Annotated in this window: 10 protein-coding genes and 2 pseudogenes; 1 reads left to right on the top strand and 11 read right to left on the bottom strand. The window is 49.4% G+C overall.

The genetic code is table 11. The features are described from left to right. Nucleotides 1-408 (top strand): annotated as a pseudogene (locus JUK32_RS08570) (ISL3 family transposase); the annotation flags it as partial. Between the two features lie 235 nt (nt 409-643). On the opposite strand, the gene JUK32_RS08565 reads toward JUK32_RS08570, so the two are convergent. The 11 genes and pseudogenes from JUK32_RS08565 to JUK32_RS08510 all read right to left on the bottom strand — a co-directional run bounded on the left by JUK32_RS08565 (nt 644) and on the right by JUK32_RS08510 (nt 14,379). After that, nucleotides 644-1,585, bottom strand: coding sequence for an SMP-30/gluconolactonase/LRE family protein (locus JUK32_RS08565; protein ID WP_204138439.1), 942 nt, complete (start codon nt 1,583-1,585; stop codon nt 644-646). Nucleotides 1,586-1,625: 40 nt separating this feature from the next. Next, nucleotides 1,626-2,582, bottom strand: coding sequence for an SDR family NAD(P)-dependent oxidoreductase (locus JUK32_RS08560; RefSeq protein ID WP_204138438.1), 957 nt, complete (start codon nt 2,580-2,582; stop codon nt 1,626-1,628). Nucleotides 2,583-2,780: 198 nt separating this feature from the next. After that, nucleotides 2,781-4,103, bottom strand: a pseudogene (locus JUK32_RS27460) (AGE family epimerase/isomerase). A 1,087-nt stretch (nt 4,104-5,190) separates the two neighbouring features. Then, entirely contained in the window at nt 5,191-6,390 is a 1,200-nt protein-coding gene (locus JUK32_RS08545; protein ID WP_204138435.1) for a nucleotidyltransferase family protein, read from the bottom strand. 50 nt (nt 6,391-6,440) lie between these two features. After that, nucleotides 6,441-7,637 carry a nucleotidyltransferase family protein gene (locus JUK32_RS08540; RefSeq protein ID WP_204138434.1) on the bottom strand — a complete coding sequence of 399 codons (1,197 nt, stop codon included), beginning with the start codon at nt 7,635-7,637 and terminating at the stop codon, nt 6,441-6,443. Then, the gene (locus tag JUK32_RS08535; RefSeq protein ID WP_204138433.1) at nt 7,634-8,350 is read right to left on the bottom strand and encodes a glycosyltransferase family A protein; all 717 of its coding nucleotides are present in this window, start codon (nt 8,348-8,350) and stop codon (nt 7,634-7,636) included. Before JUK32_RS08535 ends, JUK32_RS08540 begins: the two co-directional genes overlap by 4 nt. Further along, the gene (locus tag JUK32_RS08530; protein WP_204138432.1) at nt 8,347-9,153 is read right to left on the bottom strand and encodes a glycosyltransferase family A protein; all 807 of its coding nucleotides are present in this window, start codon (nt 9,151-9,153) and stop codon (nt 8,347-8,349) included. Before JUK32_RS08530 ends, JUK32_RS08535 begins: the two co-directional genes overlap by 4 nt. Next, nucleotides 9,150-10,244 (bottom strand): serine kinase, encoded by a 1,095-nt coding sequence (locus tag JUK32_RS08525; protein ID WP_204138431.1) that lies wholly within the window; start codon nt 10,242-10,244, stop codon nt 9,150-9,152. The genes JUK32_RS08530 and JUK32_RS08525 overlap by 4 nt, the downstream gene beginning before the upstream one ends. Before the next feature lie 46 nt (nt 10,245-10,290). Then, on the bottom strand, nt 10,291-10,740 hold the full coding sequence (locus JUK32_RS08520) for a PqqD family protein (RefSeq protein WP_204138430.1): 450 nt from the start codon (nt 10,738-10,740) through the stop codon (nt 10,291-10,293). A gap of 502 nt (nt 10,741-11,242) precedes the next feature. Continuing rightward, entirely contained in the window at nt 11,243-11,719 is a 477-nt protein-coding gene (locus tag JUK32_RS08515) for a hypothetical protein (RefSeq protein ID WP_239112463.1), read from the bottom strand. Between the two features lie 497 nt (nt 11,720-12,216). Then, the gene (locus JUK32_RS08510) at nt 12,217-14,379 is read right to left on the bottom strand and encodes a hypothetical protein (protein ID WP_204138429.1); all 2,163 of its coding nucleotides are present in this window, start codon (nt 14,377-14,379) and stop codon (nt 12,217-12,219) included. Nucleotides 14,380-14,545: the final 166 nt, after the last annotated feature.

Raw genomic sequence — 14,545 nt, 5'->3', positions numbered from 1 at the left:
CAAGACTTGCCTCTAGCTCAGTTCGGCCTCACCATCCTGTTGGAAGTGGGTAAGTTCTTTTGCCTGAATGAGACCTGCCGTCGGCGCATCTTTACGGAGCGATTGCCCACTATCGTTGCTCCTTGGGCCAGACGGACCTTGCGCTACGCTGAGCAGCTTACTGCCATCGCTCTCAGCTTGGGCGGCTCAGCGGCTGTTCGCCTCGGTCAACACCTGAACACGGAGGCTAGTCGCAATACCTTTCTGTATCTCATCGACCGCCTATCGTTCCCAGAAGCGGATACCCCAAGCATTTTGGGCGTGGATGACTTTGCGTTGCGCAGAGGCCATCAATACGGAACAATTTTAGTGAATCTCGAAACCCATCAACCGATCGCGCTGTTACCCGACCGGACGGCTGAAACCATAGGGATGCGCGGGCAATTAAAGTACCGACTCCAGACCCGCAACTGACCCAGCCATCCAGCCACCCAAGCACTGCCGTTACCGGGATGTTATTTTCCCGCCGATCCCTTAGCCCTTTGCTAGCAGCGACAGCCGGTGGAGGGCTTTTTACCGCCTGAGCGAAGCCACAGCAAACCAAAACCGGAGCCTTGCCCCCATTAGAGATTCATTGATGTAGCAAGGATTCTATTATCGACAGTTAAATTGACTGCGGGAAACCGCGATGACCGGTGTCGGCACATCGGATACGGTAGATGGAGGTTCGAGCGGTGATATACAGACTCCGGCCATCGTGATCTCCCCACGTACAGTTAGCGGGTTGTTCGGACAAAAAAACTGTGCCCAAATGGCGACCCGTTGGCGCGAAAACCCAAATACCACCTGGCCCTGTGCAATAGAGATAACCATGTTCATCGATCGCCATACCATCGGGATCACCTGAGGCCCTACTGGTCATGTCATAAAACACTTGTCCATCGGTCAAGCTACCGTCGGCTTGCACCTTAAATCGCCGAATGTGGCATCGCGCTGATGAATCGTCAATGTATAAATACCGGCCATCAGGACTGAAGATCAGGCCATTCGGGCGATCGAAATCGTCAACAACTTGCCGAATGGAGCCATCGGGAGCAATCCGATAGACTCCTTGGGTGGGTTGTTGTTGTTGTTGAGGGCGAATGCCGTAGGGCGGATCGGTAAAGTAAATTGCGCCATCACGAGCGACTACGACATCATTAGGACTATTAAGGAGATTGCCTGCAAAGCGATCGGTCAATACCGTTATCGTACCGTCTAGCTCCGTTCGGGTAACCCGGCGTTTGCCGTGCTCACAGGCAATCAAACGGCCTTTGGGGTCACGTGTGAGACCATTGCTGTGGTTGCTAGGTTCCCGAAAAATCGTCACCACTCTAGAGGCTGGCGCTAACTGATAAATGCGATTAGCTGGAATATCACTAAACAGGAGCCGCTCCGTCTCTGGCAGCCATACAGGGCCTTCCGTAAATTGAAAGCCCGTGGCTAATCGTTCAATTCGTCGTGGTGCAGCAAAGAGGTCCAGAAACCCTGCATGAATGGCCACAAACCGTTGCCATCGATGACGCCGCTTCCATGTCTCCGCGCTTTCCTCCAGACGTCGTACCATCCGCAACCATTTCTGTCTCACGGCCGATTTACCTGTTTCGTTAATGAAAATGAGGCGGCGGCGCTTCTTGCGTGCGTGAATTATAGAGAGACAGGCCCGCATCAATCGTGAGTACGGTGCCCGTCGTAAATCGTGAGAAATAATCAGAAGCTAGATAAACCGCTGCCCGCCCAATATAACGAGGGTTGATCGAGCATTTACCCAGTGGAGTATAAGGGTGAGGCTTAGGATTGGCTTGTTCATCTTCAGCGACCCACCCAGGCGCAATGCCGTTGACCCGAATATTGGCACCGGCCAGTTCTAAGGCCAACTCTTGCACCGCCATTTGGATGGCTGCTTTTGAACTACTGTAAGCAATCCAACGAGAAGTCACCGATTGGTGGATAGAAGTAATGAACAGGATGACCCCAGGCTTATTCGTTGCCAACATCGCTTGCGTCACTTGATAGGTCAGTGCCATTGGAGCAAAGACGTTGACCTCAAATAAGTCGCGAAAATGATTGCCCGCCAAATTTCCGAAGCCGGTCTCGTGTGGCACGATCCCCACGTTGTTAACCAGGATGTTGATCGCCTGATTTTGATCGCGCAGTGTTTGTAGCATTTGAGCGATCGCCGCAGTATCTGTAATGTCGATCGCAAATGCGTGATACTGAACACCCATACCGCTAATGGTGGGTTTTAATCGCTCGCAAGCGGCCTGATCTTTATCCACCACGATGATGTTGGCTCCTTGCTGGGCCATTTCAATCGCGATGCCCCGGCCAATGTTGCTAGCACCTCCCGTCACAAGAGCGGTTTTCCCAGCCAACAACTGCTTTGCCAGTAAGTCCTCTGGAACGACCTCAGATTGAGTAAAAGAGGGATTGGCAGTTGAAGCGCTGGAATTACTGCTCCAGCGCTTCAACTTTCTAATAATTCTACCGATGAAATTTAGTTGCATGCTGATTTCAAATCTTAACTTTTTAGCTGAAGAAATGTCCCAATAAGCGTTAAGCATCAATCAGCTAGCGCTATAGTTATTCTTTACTGATTATCGGATAAATCCTTTCAGTAATGACTTGGATTTCGATGGTTTTCAAGAAACATAACATCTGCAGTGTGGGAGAGAAGAGTGCCACTTTTCAGTGACTAATGTGTGCTTTCAAAGAAAACACGTCAGCTGTTCAGCTGAAACGGAAAAGCTTCCCAATATCAATCACAATCGACGATCTGTAAACTTGCTTTGACCGGCGATTGGATATTCATCTCGAAGAATTTCTAAAGCTAATAAAACGGCTCGACCGTTGTGATAGCCAGCTTTCCATAAATCGGCCTTCATGCCAGCGATCGCACCAGTGGGCGTGATATGGTTATGCCATTCGCCCATCTCCCAATCAATCAAGCGTCGATCAATAAAGTTGACTAAATGATTAAAAACCCAAAGATACTTCGATGAACGGGTTAAAGCATAAAGATACAGGGCTCCTACCATAGCCTCAGCTTGGACCCACCAGATTTTGTCTCGTTGGCAGGCAACCTGATTCCAATAACCCGCTTCATAAAATCCTCCCCCGTTCCAGTCATAACCGTATTTCATGGCAAAGGCAAAGGTTTTTTCCATCTGTGATAAAAATGGATAGGGTGATAGGTTTAAAGCCTGGAAAGCATCAAGAATCAACCAAATACTTTCAATGCCATGACCGTAAGAAATGAGTTGTTTTTTGTGAGGCTCTGCTAAGGTCCAGTCTAGATTGAATTGGTCAAAGCAAGCTCCGGCTTCACCTTGGTTAACAGCGACAGTCAAGATGTTCAGTAATTCGAAGATTCGACCCTAGGCGATCGTACAATTAGTCGCGCGATAGTAAGCTATCATTGCCTCCAGTAAATGAAGGTGGGTGTTCATCGTCTTCTGAGATGTATCTGCGCCAAGCAGCGGACGGGTAGCTGCTGAAGGGATCTGCCACTGCTGGTCAAAATGCTCGCGATAACCGCCATATTGATGATCGTGAGCTTTCCTATCAAGTAAATTGAACAGAGTTTTGGCGTATTGGATTGCCTCAGAGCTTTGGGTTGCGAGGAAATATTCAGAGAGTGCATATAGGGCAAATGCCTGACCGTATAAATGTTTGTCAGTTCTTACACTTCCTGAGCTTGTAACATCAACTTCCCAGACAAATCCCTGATGGTTTTGATCCCACAAATTAAGAGACAAAAACTCAAAGCCATGATGGGCGGCCTCGATATAACTGGGCTGAGCATAGCGACTTCGAGATAATCGCGAAAACAGCCATAACATTCTGGCTTGGGTAACAAGGCCTTTACGATTTACTTTGGAAGATTTACCAGTTTGATCTAAGTTGATTCGATATCCTCCATCTCGGTCATCAATGCCATTGGCTAACCAAAACTGAGCAATATTTTCAGTAAGACATCTTTCTAGTAGATGGATCGAATTTTTCGCTTCCTGTTGAAGGTTTTCGTGAGTCGCCTGTGGGTAACGATAGGCCTTTAAACTCCTCACAAGCTGATGATTCAGCATTGCTGATTGTTCAACACTTTGAATTAAAACCTGCTTTATTTTTGACAACAACGACTTCATTAGCATTGTCACCTCTAATGAATAAACAGGAAATCAGTAGCAGTCAGATTTTCCAAAACAGCAATATTAGCGTATAGTATGTGAAGTGTCCCTTATTAAAAATTTGATGAATTTTCTAGATGATTCAGAGATTCCTTCTTCCAGTAATTTATTTATAGTTTCCTTATAAGATTCAAGATGATAAAGATAGCGAATTTGACGTAAGCAGGTTGTGACTTCATCAAGCATTTTGTACGTCATCAGACGACTTAGGTGCAGCTATTTTATTCATAGTAGTTTGCGCAACTGCATCAGGGACTTGTCAGTAAGAAAATATTTTGGAAAGTGTTCTCTGATGACAGCTAATTTCCTCTAAATCTTATCCATAAGAAATCTCAAGATGGGGTATCTCAGATATTATGTGCTCGATTTCATGAGAAATCATATGATATTTCTCGTACGTATCTAGAAACTTTTCGCAATCAACATAGATCTTGTTTTTTCAAGGGATTCTCTGGAGTATCATGCCAGTATTGACGTTTTATGGCTAGCATATGGCGCAGGATTTGCTTAAAGATGTTTTCTCTTTTAAGGTATATGAACTTCCAATTTCTCTTATGAAGTGAGCGAAAAGTTCACGTGGAAAACTTTCTTTGGAAATATTCTCCATCAGTTGTCTTGGCTTAAAGTCGAAGCCATGTATTTTTGAGTTGCTTCGAATTGCAAATGCTTCTACATACATTTTAGGAGAAAGAATTTTGGTAATTTGCTTTTTGAAAAAGGACGGGATAGTTCATCATCGCAACAAAAATCTTGATGGCTATTGAGTAGACTTGACAATAGAGTGCTGCTACTTCGGTTGTCACAAATGATTGAAAAATTGAGCTTTTGAGGGCTAGCCAATACGGCAATATGTTTTGAATACGATGACCGCTCATGGAACCTCAGGAAAAAGAAAGCGCTCAGCTTTTAAAAATAGTAATTTATAGATTATTCTATATGTCAAAAAGTGAAGAATATTTCCTCGGATGATGAGAGGCTGGCATTATTAACGATCCTGTAGGTTGGAAAGGGCTTTGTAAGCGTCTAGTTTTTTGCGATCTAGCTGAAAAAGTGTTTTGAACAGGCGCTGTATCTTTTTGAAGTTGAACGCGCCGCTATGACGGATCCCCCAGAGAGATTGGTCAAACGAGATGGTGCCTCCTTTTTGAAGACGACGGCGGATAAAGCGCTGCACGGTGCTCCAATTGAGGCCATTAACTAGATCACGATTTAGATTTTCGCCCTGTAACTGCAGCATAAAGAGGCTTTGTAGATTTTGGGCAGTGGACAGGATTTCGGTGGTTAAATGAGCATGAATATCCTGAACCTCGCGCTGGACTGGATGGGTGGCATCATATGATGCAAGAGTTTGCCACAGTGCAATTAGGGGGGCGAGCAATCCCGTTTTCTCCGCCTGGTGAATAACGCTTCCCAGCTCCCAGCGATCGCGGTTCATCCACCAGGTGTGTAAATCGCAGAGATCTTTAATTGCGCTGGCCGGAGCAAGGTCGTCGCGGATGGAGTGGTGCACCGAGAGCAGCATGGCATCGCTCGGGCTCGCAACCTGAATTGGTTGATTGAGGAGGGTGGCTGTAACGGCACGGCTGAGGATATCAGCCACGGAGAACTCAACACCAGCGGTGGCTTTGAGGCCCCAATGCAGGTCAATTTCAAACCCAGAGGCATCTTCCAAAATGAGGAACAGGTTATCGGCTCGGGTGCGGTGGTGAAGGTACTCCAAGTAATCGTTGAGTTCGCCCGGCAGGACGGGGGTAAAGCCGATGTAGGTGAGGGCCGTGATCGCGGCTTCTAGAGATTCCGGGGCAATCAGGATATCGACATCGCCCACCATGCGATCGCTCGGTTTGGCGTATAAGCTCGCCATCACCCCAATCCCTTTAAAGGCAACGGCTTCTATGCCGGCAGCGTGGAGTGCGCTCATCACCCGAACACTGCGGTGAGCCGCCGTGGTGGACTGAACCGCAATTACTCGGCAGAGCTGGCTGAACTCACCTCGAACCGTATCTGGCAGGTCGATTTCTAAATACTGTAGCCGTTGCCAAAGCTGGGGCGTGACCCGCCATTTAAACGACAACTCCAGCATCTGGTGCCAGCGCTCAGTTGTAGTGAGTTCAGTCCCTGCAGCGATCGCGCGGGTCGGTTCGGCAAAGAGCAGTTCGGCTAACAAACATTGAATGGATTGCATGGGTACCTGGGGGTGAGAGGTCAGAACAGAACTTGTTGGTGTGTTCAAACTTAATTACGACGAGAATTTACAGCTCTCAGTAGACGCTGAACGCCTTGCTTGCTGGCATGGAGGGGCACCTGCCAGGAGTGGTTAAGCCCCCACCGATGAGCCAGAAATTGAGCAAACCCAGCGGGGTACTGAAACCAGTGATGGGATGTCAATCGACGGTACTCAAACCAAAGGGGCGAGAGTTGTCCCCACAGAGGATAGGGTTGGGCTTTCGCCGCAAACTCGGCGCGCTCAGCAGCCGTGAGGGGAATGCCCCGGAGAGTCTGGCAAGTCTGTGCCAACTCCGCCGTCCCTAATAGTGACGAGAGATGGGTCAGGCTTTTGAGCAGCGGCAAGGTCAGTTGATGAGTGCGACCTAGATAGATCAGGCGTGCCCAATCAATCGGGTGTTGCTGAATCAGGTGAGCCGCATCTGCCAGCCAATACACGGGTGATCGCGGTTGCCAGCGGGTGGCCTGAATACAACACGCGAAGCACTGATCCGTGGGGCTGAGGGCGATCGCGAACTCATGACCGAGAGTCAAGGTAGTGCCCGTGGCAGCCTCTTCCCCGGCTACCCCCAACACCGGGCATTCCGGTAACACCCGCCAGTACAAAGTCAGGGTGTCGCGCTGGCGGCGTAGTCCCACAGCGGTTTGTTGCGCGCGCAATTGGTCCGGCGATTTCGACAGGGTGGGCCTCCAGCCGAGGGATTTGAGGATGACCAGGGCAGCACCAAGAGTCTCAGCAGGCACCCAAATGCCGCTATCGTCGGCGCGACGACTGCCGATGTCTGCTCCTGGTGCTGCAACCAGTGCAGCCCCCCCGACCACAACTGCCGCAATGTCAGCCTCTTTCAATTCCTGCACCGCTTCGCCGAGATACCGCAAAATCATTTGATTACGGGACCAGACGTGGCGATAAACGCCTTTGAGGCGTTGCCAGGTAGCGGTTTCGCGGGGGGAAGGATCAGAGATTTCCAGGGTTGGGCAGCGTTGATAAACCCGAGGTAAGAGCCAGTAAGAGCCTTCGTCTAACTGTTCAATGTCGATTTGCTGCACCCAGGTTTGCCAGGCCGCGATCGCCGCCTCGTCCGTGCCACAGATTACCCGTAGTAAGAGCTGGTGCGTCGTCGTTGGCTGCCAACTGGTGGCCGGAATCGGTTGCCAGTGCATGTTAGCGGCGGGCGTTGTGGGCACGGTCGCGTGACTGATCATGATGATTCCTCTACCTGAGTCGTGGTCGTGGCATCTGCCTGGGCGCGGCGACGTTCCAGCGCGGCTCGCACGATCTGGAGATAGTCATTGGCACTAGAACGTTCCGTCCGCCCCATATTGGTGGCATGTAGACGGCGCTCCATGACGACGTCCGGTAGCATCACCAGCGGCAGGCCCAGATCGGTTGCTTTTGCCTGCCAACTGACGAATTCCCCGACGCGCCACTGGGTTTCAAACGACCCCACCTGCTGAAAGGCGGAACGTCTGACCAGTAACGTACCCACGTGGTAACCGGCCATGACTTCGGCGGTGATGCGGGGGTGCTGGTCAGGGGGTAACTCGGGACTGCAAAACTGGCGCACATGGCCAAATGCCATCGCCAGATCAGGATTTTTCTCAAATTCTGCAAGTTGCAGGGCTAGCTTATGGGGCAACCAGCGATCGTCGGAATCTAAAAACGCCAGAAAGTCGCCTGTCGCTAGCTCCACGCCTTGGTTTCGTGCTGCCGCCGCCCCTCCATTGGGCTGCCGATAATAACGGACCGCATTGCCAAAGGCCTGAATCGCAGCAGCGCTGTTGTCCGTCGAGCCATCGTCGATCGCCCAAATTTCAGTGGCAGGATGAGTCTGGGCCAGAACGCTGTGAATGGCTTCGGCCACGTACTGTTCCCGGTTATGGACAGGAATAATGACACTAATGGTTGGGCAAGTCATGATGAGCTAATCGGAGGCTGGCGGTGGGTTACAGTTTCCAGCGGGGTGACGACCTCTGGGTTCTTGAGAGTAATTTCGCCATTCGGTTGGAGGTATTGCAACTGCGGTAAATCCTCAACGCTTTTGCCAGCTTGCTGCCGCCGTTGAATCGATTTGCGGACGGCCTGCATAAACCCCTTGAGATTTTCCTGGCGATCGCGGGTCAGGTTACTGTCGTGTTTGCGATATAGCAGGGTCACTTCCTCCAGCACCACCATCGCCACTCCGAGTTCGCGGGCGTGCATAAACCAGTCCACATCTTCGCTGTGGATCTGGCTGGCATCTAGCAAACCCACTTTGTCAAACACGGATCGCCGAAAGACTGCACTGCCCAAGTTAAAACTGACTACGGGGACATGACGGGGCTGAAACTCAACTTCACCCGAGGCTGTCGGCACTGCCTGCAACATCTGCACATAGCCATTCACAATCTCTAGTTGAGGCTTAGTGGTAAAGGCGGCAAGCTGATGCTTGAGTTTGTCGGCAGGCCATTGGTCATCGACGTCCAAGAAGGCGATGAATTCACCCTGAGCCGCTTGCAAACCGCGGTTACGAGCCGCTGCTGGGCCTTGATTGACTTGATGAAGGTAGCGGAGGCGATTGCCCAAACTCCTTGCCACTGCTGCCGTGTCGTCGGTGGAACCATCATCCACCACGATGATTTCCAGGTTGGGATGGGTTTGGGCCTCGACATTCGCGATCGCCTCGCGCAAAAACTTGGCCCCGTTATAGACCGGAATAATGACGCTGACTTCTGGCTTCATGCTGCCACCTCTTCAAGCGCGGTCTGAATCACCCGGGGAATCTGGGTCAGATCCGTGCCTAGTGCCAGGGTGTAACACGGAATTTCCTTGACCAGTGCCGCCATCTCTTTAAACTTGGCCGCAGTCCCCCCTGGTAATTGAAAGATGGTGCTGGGAGCGAGAGCCAAGAGCGCCGCCGCTCCTTTTACGGGATAAATTTGGGTATCCACGTGTCCAGTGATCTGAGGTACCAGAATCATCTTCATGGGCAAACTAGGCACCAACTTTTCCGGAAAATGCTGCTGCAACAGAATGAAGGGTTTCTCATCCGGCTGACGATTCTGGTTGTGAACGAGCGGCAGTAGGTGTGGCAGGCGCGTATTGTCAGGCTTGAGCTTAGCGGAGCTATAGAGGCTGTAGGCTTGGGGATTAGGGGGTTCCGACAGCAAACAATAGTCATCACTGACGTAGCTCAGGTCTGAGTCAAGACAGGTAAGAGCCGTGGTTGATTTTCCTGAACCGCCTTTGCCGACCAGAAGTGCTCCCGCCGTAGGAATGCCGATCGCGGCACCGTGGATAAAGTGCAACCCCCGACTGCCCAACCACCAGTGCAACAAGATTCGCAACGGCGCGGCGGTTTCCCAAAAGGGAATGTTGTCACTGTCTCGCACCCAGAACACGGCCCGGTTATCTGCCACGTTCAGCAGACTCAGGGCATCAAAATACATGTTGAAAACGATGCGGATGCGATCGCTGTCGTATCCGCGTATCTCACCATGAGAGCCGTAGGCATAAGCATCATCGCGCCAGGGGGGAGGAGGCGTCATCACCCCAGTGGAAGCCCCATCCCAGAGATTAATCGTGAGATCTGGCGTTTGCGGAGTCGCCACCGCTAGATGCTCCAGAGCTGGAGTCAGCTTAGCGATCAGGGCTACCCCCGCAAAGCGCAAGCGAATGCCAAAGCCCGCGACCACAAAATCTCGACATTCCACGCCACCAGCGGCTTGGGCTGCTTGCTCGAAGGCAACATCTAGAGCCGCGTGGTATTCGAAAGCTTCAGCAACATTTCGCTGAACCTCGGGGAAAGGTTCAGCCACAGCAGTCATCACCATCAGTTGTCTCCAGAAACGTCAGTCGTCGTACCGGGCGTCGGTCGTTCTAGAAATTCCCGGCTCCCAAAACCTCAGCCGGTTGATTGGGCCATCCCGTTTCATCAACATCATGAATGGGGTCCAGCGCCAACAAGTCTTGCATATCGGCATATTTGAACAGCACAGGCGCTTCGAAGCTAGCTGGAGCAGACAACGCAGGAGTCGTTGCTGGAGCAGACGATTCATTTTCTACAATCAGTTCTTCGGCGAGTAGGCGATCAAACAGTTGAGTCACGCCAGCTTGATCTTCATCACTAAGATGAGAATAATTTTGCTTTAAGAATTGAAGAATCTCGTCTTTTGAAACACTCGCTTCAATCAATGTCCAGATAAATGAGCCACTTGGATTGAGATTGTAATAAAGGCCTTTATATAAATTTATGATGACTGTCTCGCCGTCAATAGTCTCACTAACAACGTCAGGAGCATTGATCTGAAAGGAGTTTATTTTGTTCATGAAATATACATAATTTGTGAGTTTACTTTCAAAAAGCGGAATACATTGACAGTCTCATTACACAGACATGTGTTGGTAGACTGCTGACCTACATGAAAACGTAGCTCCTACCTAGAATTTATAGATACATTTATAGGTGCCCTTAACCTTAGCTTAGGGTGACAATGAAATTTAGATGAAGAAAACTCACCTGCACTAAACCATAGACGGGAATGCTTCCTCACCGATGACCACCCCGCCGCCGCTTCCGACATTGCCGAAAATGATGGTTGGCGATCGCACGCCCAATGGCCTCTAACGCTCACCGTGACTGGCCAGGGTTGAAGGTACCTTGCCGAAAAAGCCCTTTTCAGCAAGGTTTTCAGGCCAAGACAAAACCATCCCCATCAGATTCTCGATAGGGGTGGCGGCATAACTATGGAAGTGCCTATGCTCTAAGTGTCAGAATTGAATACTCTGTCTACGAAAGCAGCGATCGCTGACATGCCGATCCACTCCATCCTCATTCTTGCGCAGCCTTCATCATGTCTCTGAGTTCGCTCATTCGGGCTTTGATCTGGCTCCGATATTCCGGTAGAGACACCACTTCTCCCATCGACTCACGCACACGCAAAAATTGATTCAGTGCCTTAACGGCCTCACAAAAATAGCCCGCTATCTCGGCCTGGCTAAAGCCCAGCGTCAGATAATATCGCGGCTTGAGTTGCCGATGACTTTGCTCAACCGGATGATGGACTGACTTTGAGACCTGATGCTGAACTGACTTGCCTAGTACTGCGTACCAGATGCGACCGAATGTCTGCTGTCGTTTGGCGTGAATGTGTTCAGCAAATGTCGGGGTCAAGCGCTCACTCCATTCCCGTACCGTTTCATGGCTAAAGTTAAAACCGCATAGCCAAAAGAGTTCGGCCACATCGCGATCGCGGAGCTTAAAGCACAACCGGCAATAGCGCCCCTGGAAGACACTATCAGTGGGCACCTCAAGGTGATTGAACGGCATACCCGTCCGTTCGTTAAAGCTCCGCTGGCAACTGCGACAGTAATAGAGTGGATAGCCGAGACTAGGGGTCTGGTTAAGACGAACGCGAGTGTCTTCGGACTGACATGAGGGCAGTGCATGACGGCGGTAGCGCAACGACGCTTTAGCTTATCGACGGCTCGGCGGATTGTGACACCCCCAAGTAATCAGTTCTGACACTTAGTCCGATCCAACCTGAAATACACGAGGGCATTTGCAGAGGCATGGCCAATTTACCGTGGAAGCAGAATGTCGCCTTACTGGAGAAACTGCAAGACCCGACTCAAAGGCTTTGGTAAGCTCATCAGCTTCCAATTCGGTATTGCGATCGCTCTTTAGGAATTTGTCCGCAAATAAACTCCCTGCCGCCCGAGCTTTAACACCGCTCAACCTGCAGACCCTGTTGAGTTAAATCGGACGAAGACTGAGCGGAGTTAAATTGCAATACCACCTAACCATCAGGCATTGTTAGGCCAAGAAGCAAAGCCGCGTGATTGTGATGGGGCTAGTGATGGGTCTGGTGATTGGGCTAAGGCAATTATTTCCCCTATATAGCTATTAGTGATTGGCGGCTTGTTTGATGTAACGGGGACTGGCATATAAGCTTGATAAACGCTAACGCTTCCCCACTGCGGCAATTGACTTAAGGAACTAGCATTTGGCAGCTCGGCTGCTGTTGCCAAAAAGGCTTTATCGGCCTCCGACAAGGTTTGACCTGGCATAATTGCCAGTTGCTTGTCCGTGATGCGTTGTCTGATTGTCTTCTGGACATTTTCCAGGCGGGTTTTAGTCGCTTGGTATTCAGCATCAGTGAGTTTAGTTCTTAATGGTTCCAAGTCATTAGGTGTCACTTTAAGAATACTGACTGCAGCATGAACATCTATGGTGGGTGGCATTCCAGGAGTTTTAGATCCCTGTTTATCTCGTAAATCAGCATGAGGATTTTTGGGAGCCCAACGACTACCAAAAGTGTCGTCATTATCAATCCCTTTGACTCGGATGGTATTATTTTCGGCTAATTCGATCCTAACATTACCCAAATGACGATCTGCGTGACCAATCACATTGTCCAGAATTTGAAGATTTGCCAAGTCTTTTTGAAACTGGGCATTGGTGTCCATTGAGGGAACTTGCACAGGTCTGGTAATAAATCTATAGGCTTCTTTCAAAATTCCATCTTCATTCCAAACCCGTTTCTCATTACCTTGAATATCTATCTTTGGATCGTTCAAGTAGCCTGATTGAGTGATTTCCTCTTTGGTATAGGTATGAGTCCGCTCGTCGATCTGAGCATCCGTGCCGGATACTTTTTGTATTGCATACCCTAGTTCCTGCCGTTTCGTACGCGGATTAGTTCCTAAGACAAAGACGGTTGGTGGAATCACATCTAAACCTAGCAACCGACTCATTTCATAGGTGGCCACAGCCCGCTTTGCTTCTCCAGGATTGTCGCGTGGAATACCAGCGCTGAAAGCTTCGTCGTTAGCATATGCAGCACTAAATTTGGTGGCAGCTTCAAAGCTATCTGGTAGGTCAGGTCGATCGCTGACATCAAAAATTTTGGAAAAGACTTCACCTTGAGCACCTTTTCCTAAACGTACACCTTGGGCAGCTGTGTTGGCATTAAGAGGATTAAATGTCCTTAGCCAATAATTTTGGCGAGTCACTTCAAGAACTTCGTTGATATCATCCTTGTTTGCCGCCACTAGCTGCTTCTGGAGTTTTTTGATAGCCCTATACTTTTTATTTAGTAATGTTTTGGGGATCTTAAGCGATACTCCCTCATTTAAATATTGATTCAAGGCATCATTTAGATTTTTTAACTTAGCCTGAACCTCATCATTCGCTTTCTTGAAATCATCAGGAGAAAGCGGTTTAGATTTGGATTTCTTGACCAATTCATCTTGCTTTAAGTTGACTGTATCTATGTAGTTTCCTAAGGTTTTAATAACGCTGTTGTAGAGCTGGTGGCCAGGTCTGTACTGGTCCCGCTCTCCCATTTCTCGTACCAATTCTAGTGGACGCATAACCTGATGTTGAGGCTCAATAAATTCAGGGGTGTCAACTAGCTTGAATTTGACATAGCCATTAAACAGTTCTCGGGTATACTCCTTTCCCTGTGAAACTTGACCGAGATTGAGCGTTGTGAGGGTGTTTTGAAGGAGAGTTTGGCGAGCCTGTTCGCTCAGTCTCTCGTCAGGAGCTAAATAAATTTCAGTCGGCGGGGGAGGAGCCTGTCCCCCGTCATTGCTAGCGTTGAGTTCCTGGGCCAGAATGTTAGTGTCACTCACTAACTCACTCAATGTCTGGTAGCTGCTATCACTGAGATTTTCAATTGCCAAGACGGGGCCTGTTTTCTTATGAAAGTAAAATCCTTTGTAGGAATTTTGCTGAGAATCAATTGTCATGATAGGACTGACGACGTCCTCCGTTGAAAGCTTGAGGGAAGATGTCAGTGCTTTGACTCCCCGAGGGCTGACAGTACCAACTGATTTTTGCCGACTCTGGTTATTGTTATTCTGATTGTTGTTGGCATGATTTCCCCTTCGTCGAGAGTTTAGCTGCTCTTTACGAAGTAATTTCCGTAGGGAAGCATTTTTGGTAGGCATACGGGATGGCATGGTTTAAAGTCTCCAAGAGAGTTGAAAATTGTCCAGAGAAAAGATGAGTCAGGGGTTGGCGAAGCTTATTCTTAGAGGATGTTTTAAAGGGGTTACTTTGCGTAGCAAAGATGCCCTCAGTCCCTTGAGATTGGTCTGAAATGCTTCTTTTGTCGTCGTGTTTCTA

Origin of the sequence: Halomicronema sp. CCY15110 (assembly GCF_016888165.1) — a bacterium.
In the GTDB taxonomy this organism is placed as follows: domain Bacteria; phylum Cyanobacteriota; class Cyanobacteriia; order Phormidesmidales; family Phormidesmidaceae; genus Halomicronema.
This window is presented reverse-complemented; position numbering and strand designations above follow the sequence as displayed.

Coding starts and splice junctions, on each gene's coding strand:
- JUK32_RS08565 (WP_204138439.1), bottom strand. CDS start 1,585: ATGGTACGACGTCTGGAGGAAAGCGCGGAGACATGGAAGCGGCGTCAT.
- JUK32_RS08560 (WP_204138438.1), bottom strand. CDS start 2,582: ATGCTTAACGCTTATTGGGACATTTCTTCAGCTAAAAAGTTAAGATTT.
- JUK32_RS08545 (WP_204138435.1), bottom strand. CDS start 6,390: ATGCAATCCATTCAATGTTTGTTAGCCGAACTGCTCTTTGCCGAACCG.
- JUK32_RS08540 (WP_204138434.1), bottom strand. CDS start 7,637: ATGATCAGTCACGCGACCGTGCCCACAACGCCCGCCGCTAACATGCAC.
- JUK32_RS08535 (WP_204138433.1), bottom strand. CDS start 8,350: ATGACTTGCCCAACCATTAGTGTCATTATTCCTGTCCATAACCGGGAA.
- JUK32_RS08530 (WP_204138432.1), bottom strand. CDS start 9,153: ATGAAGCCAGAAGTCAGCGTCATTATTCCGGTCTATAACGGGGCCAAG.
- JUK32_RS08525 (WP_204138431.1), bottom strand. CDS start 10,244: ATGGTGATGACTGCTGTGGCTGAACCTTTCCCCGAGGTTCAGCGAAAT.
- JUK32_RS08520 (WP_204138430.1), bottom strand. CDS start 10,740: ATGAACAAAATAAACTCCTTTCAGATCAATGCTCCTGACGTTGTTAGT.
- JUK32_RS08510 (WP_204138429.1), bottom strand. CDS start 14,379: ATGCCATCCCGTATGCCTACCAAAAATGCTTCCCTACGGAAATTACTT.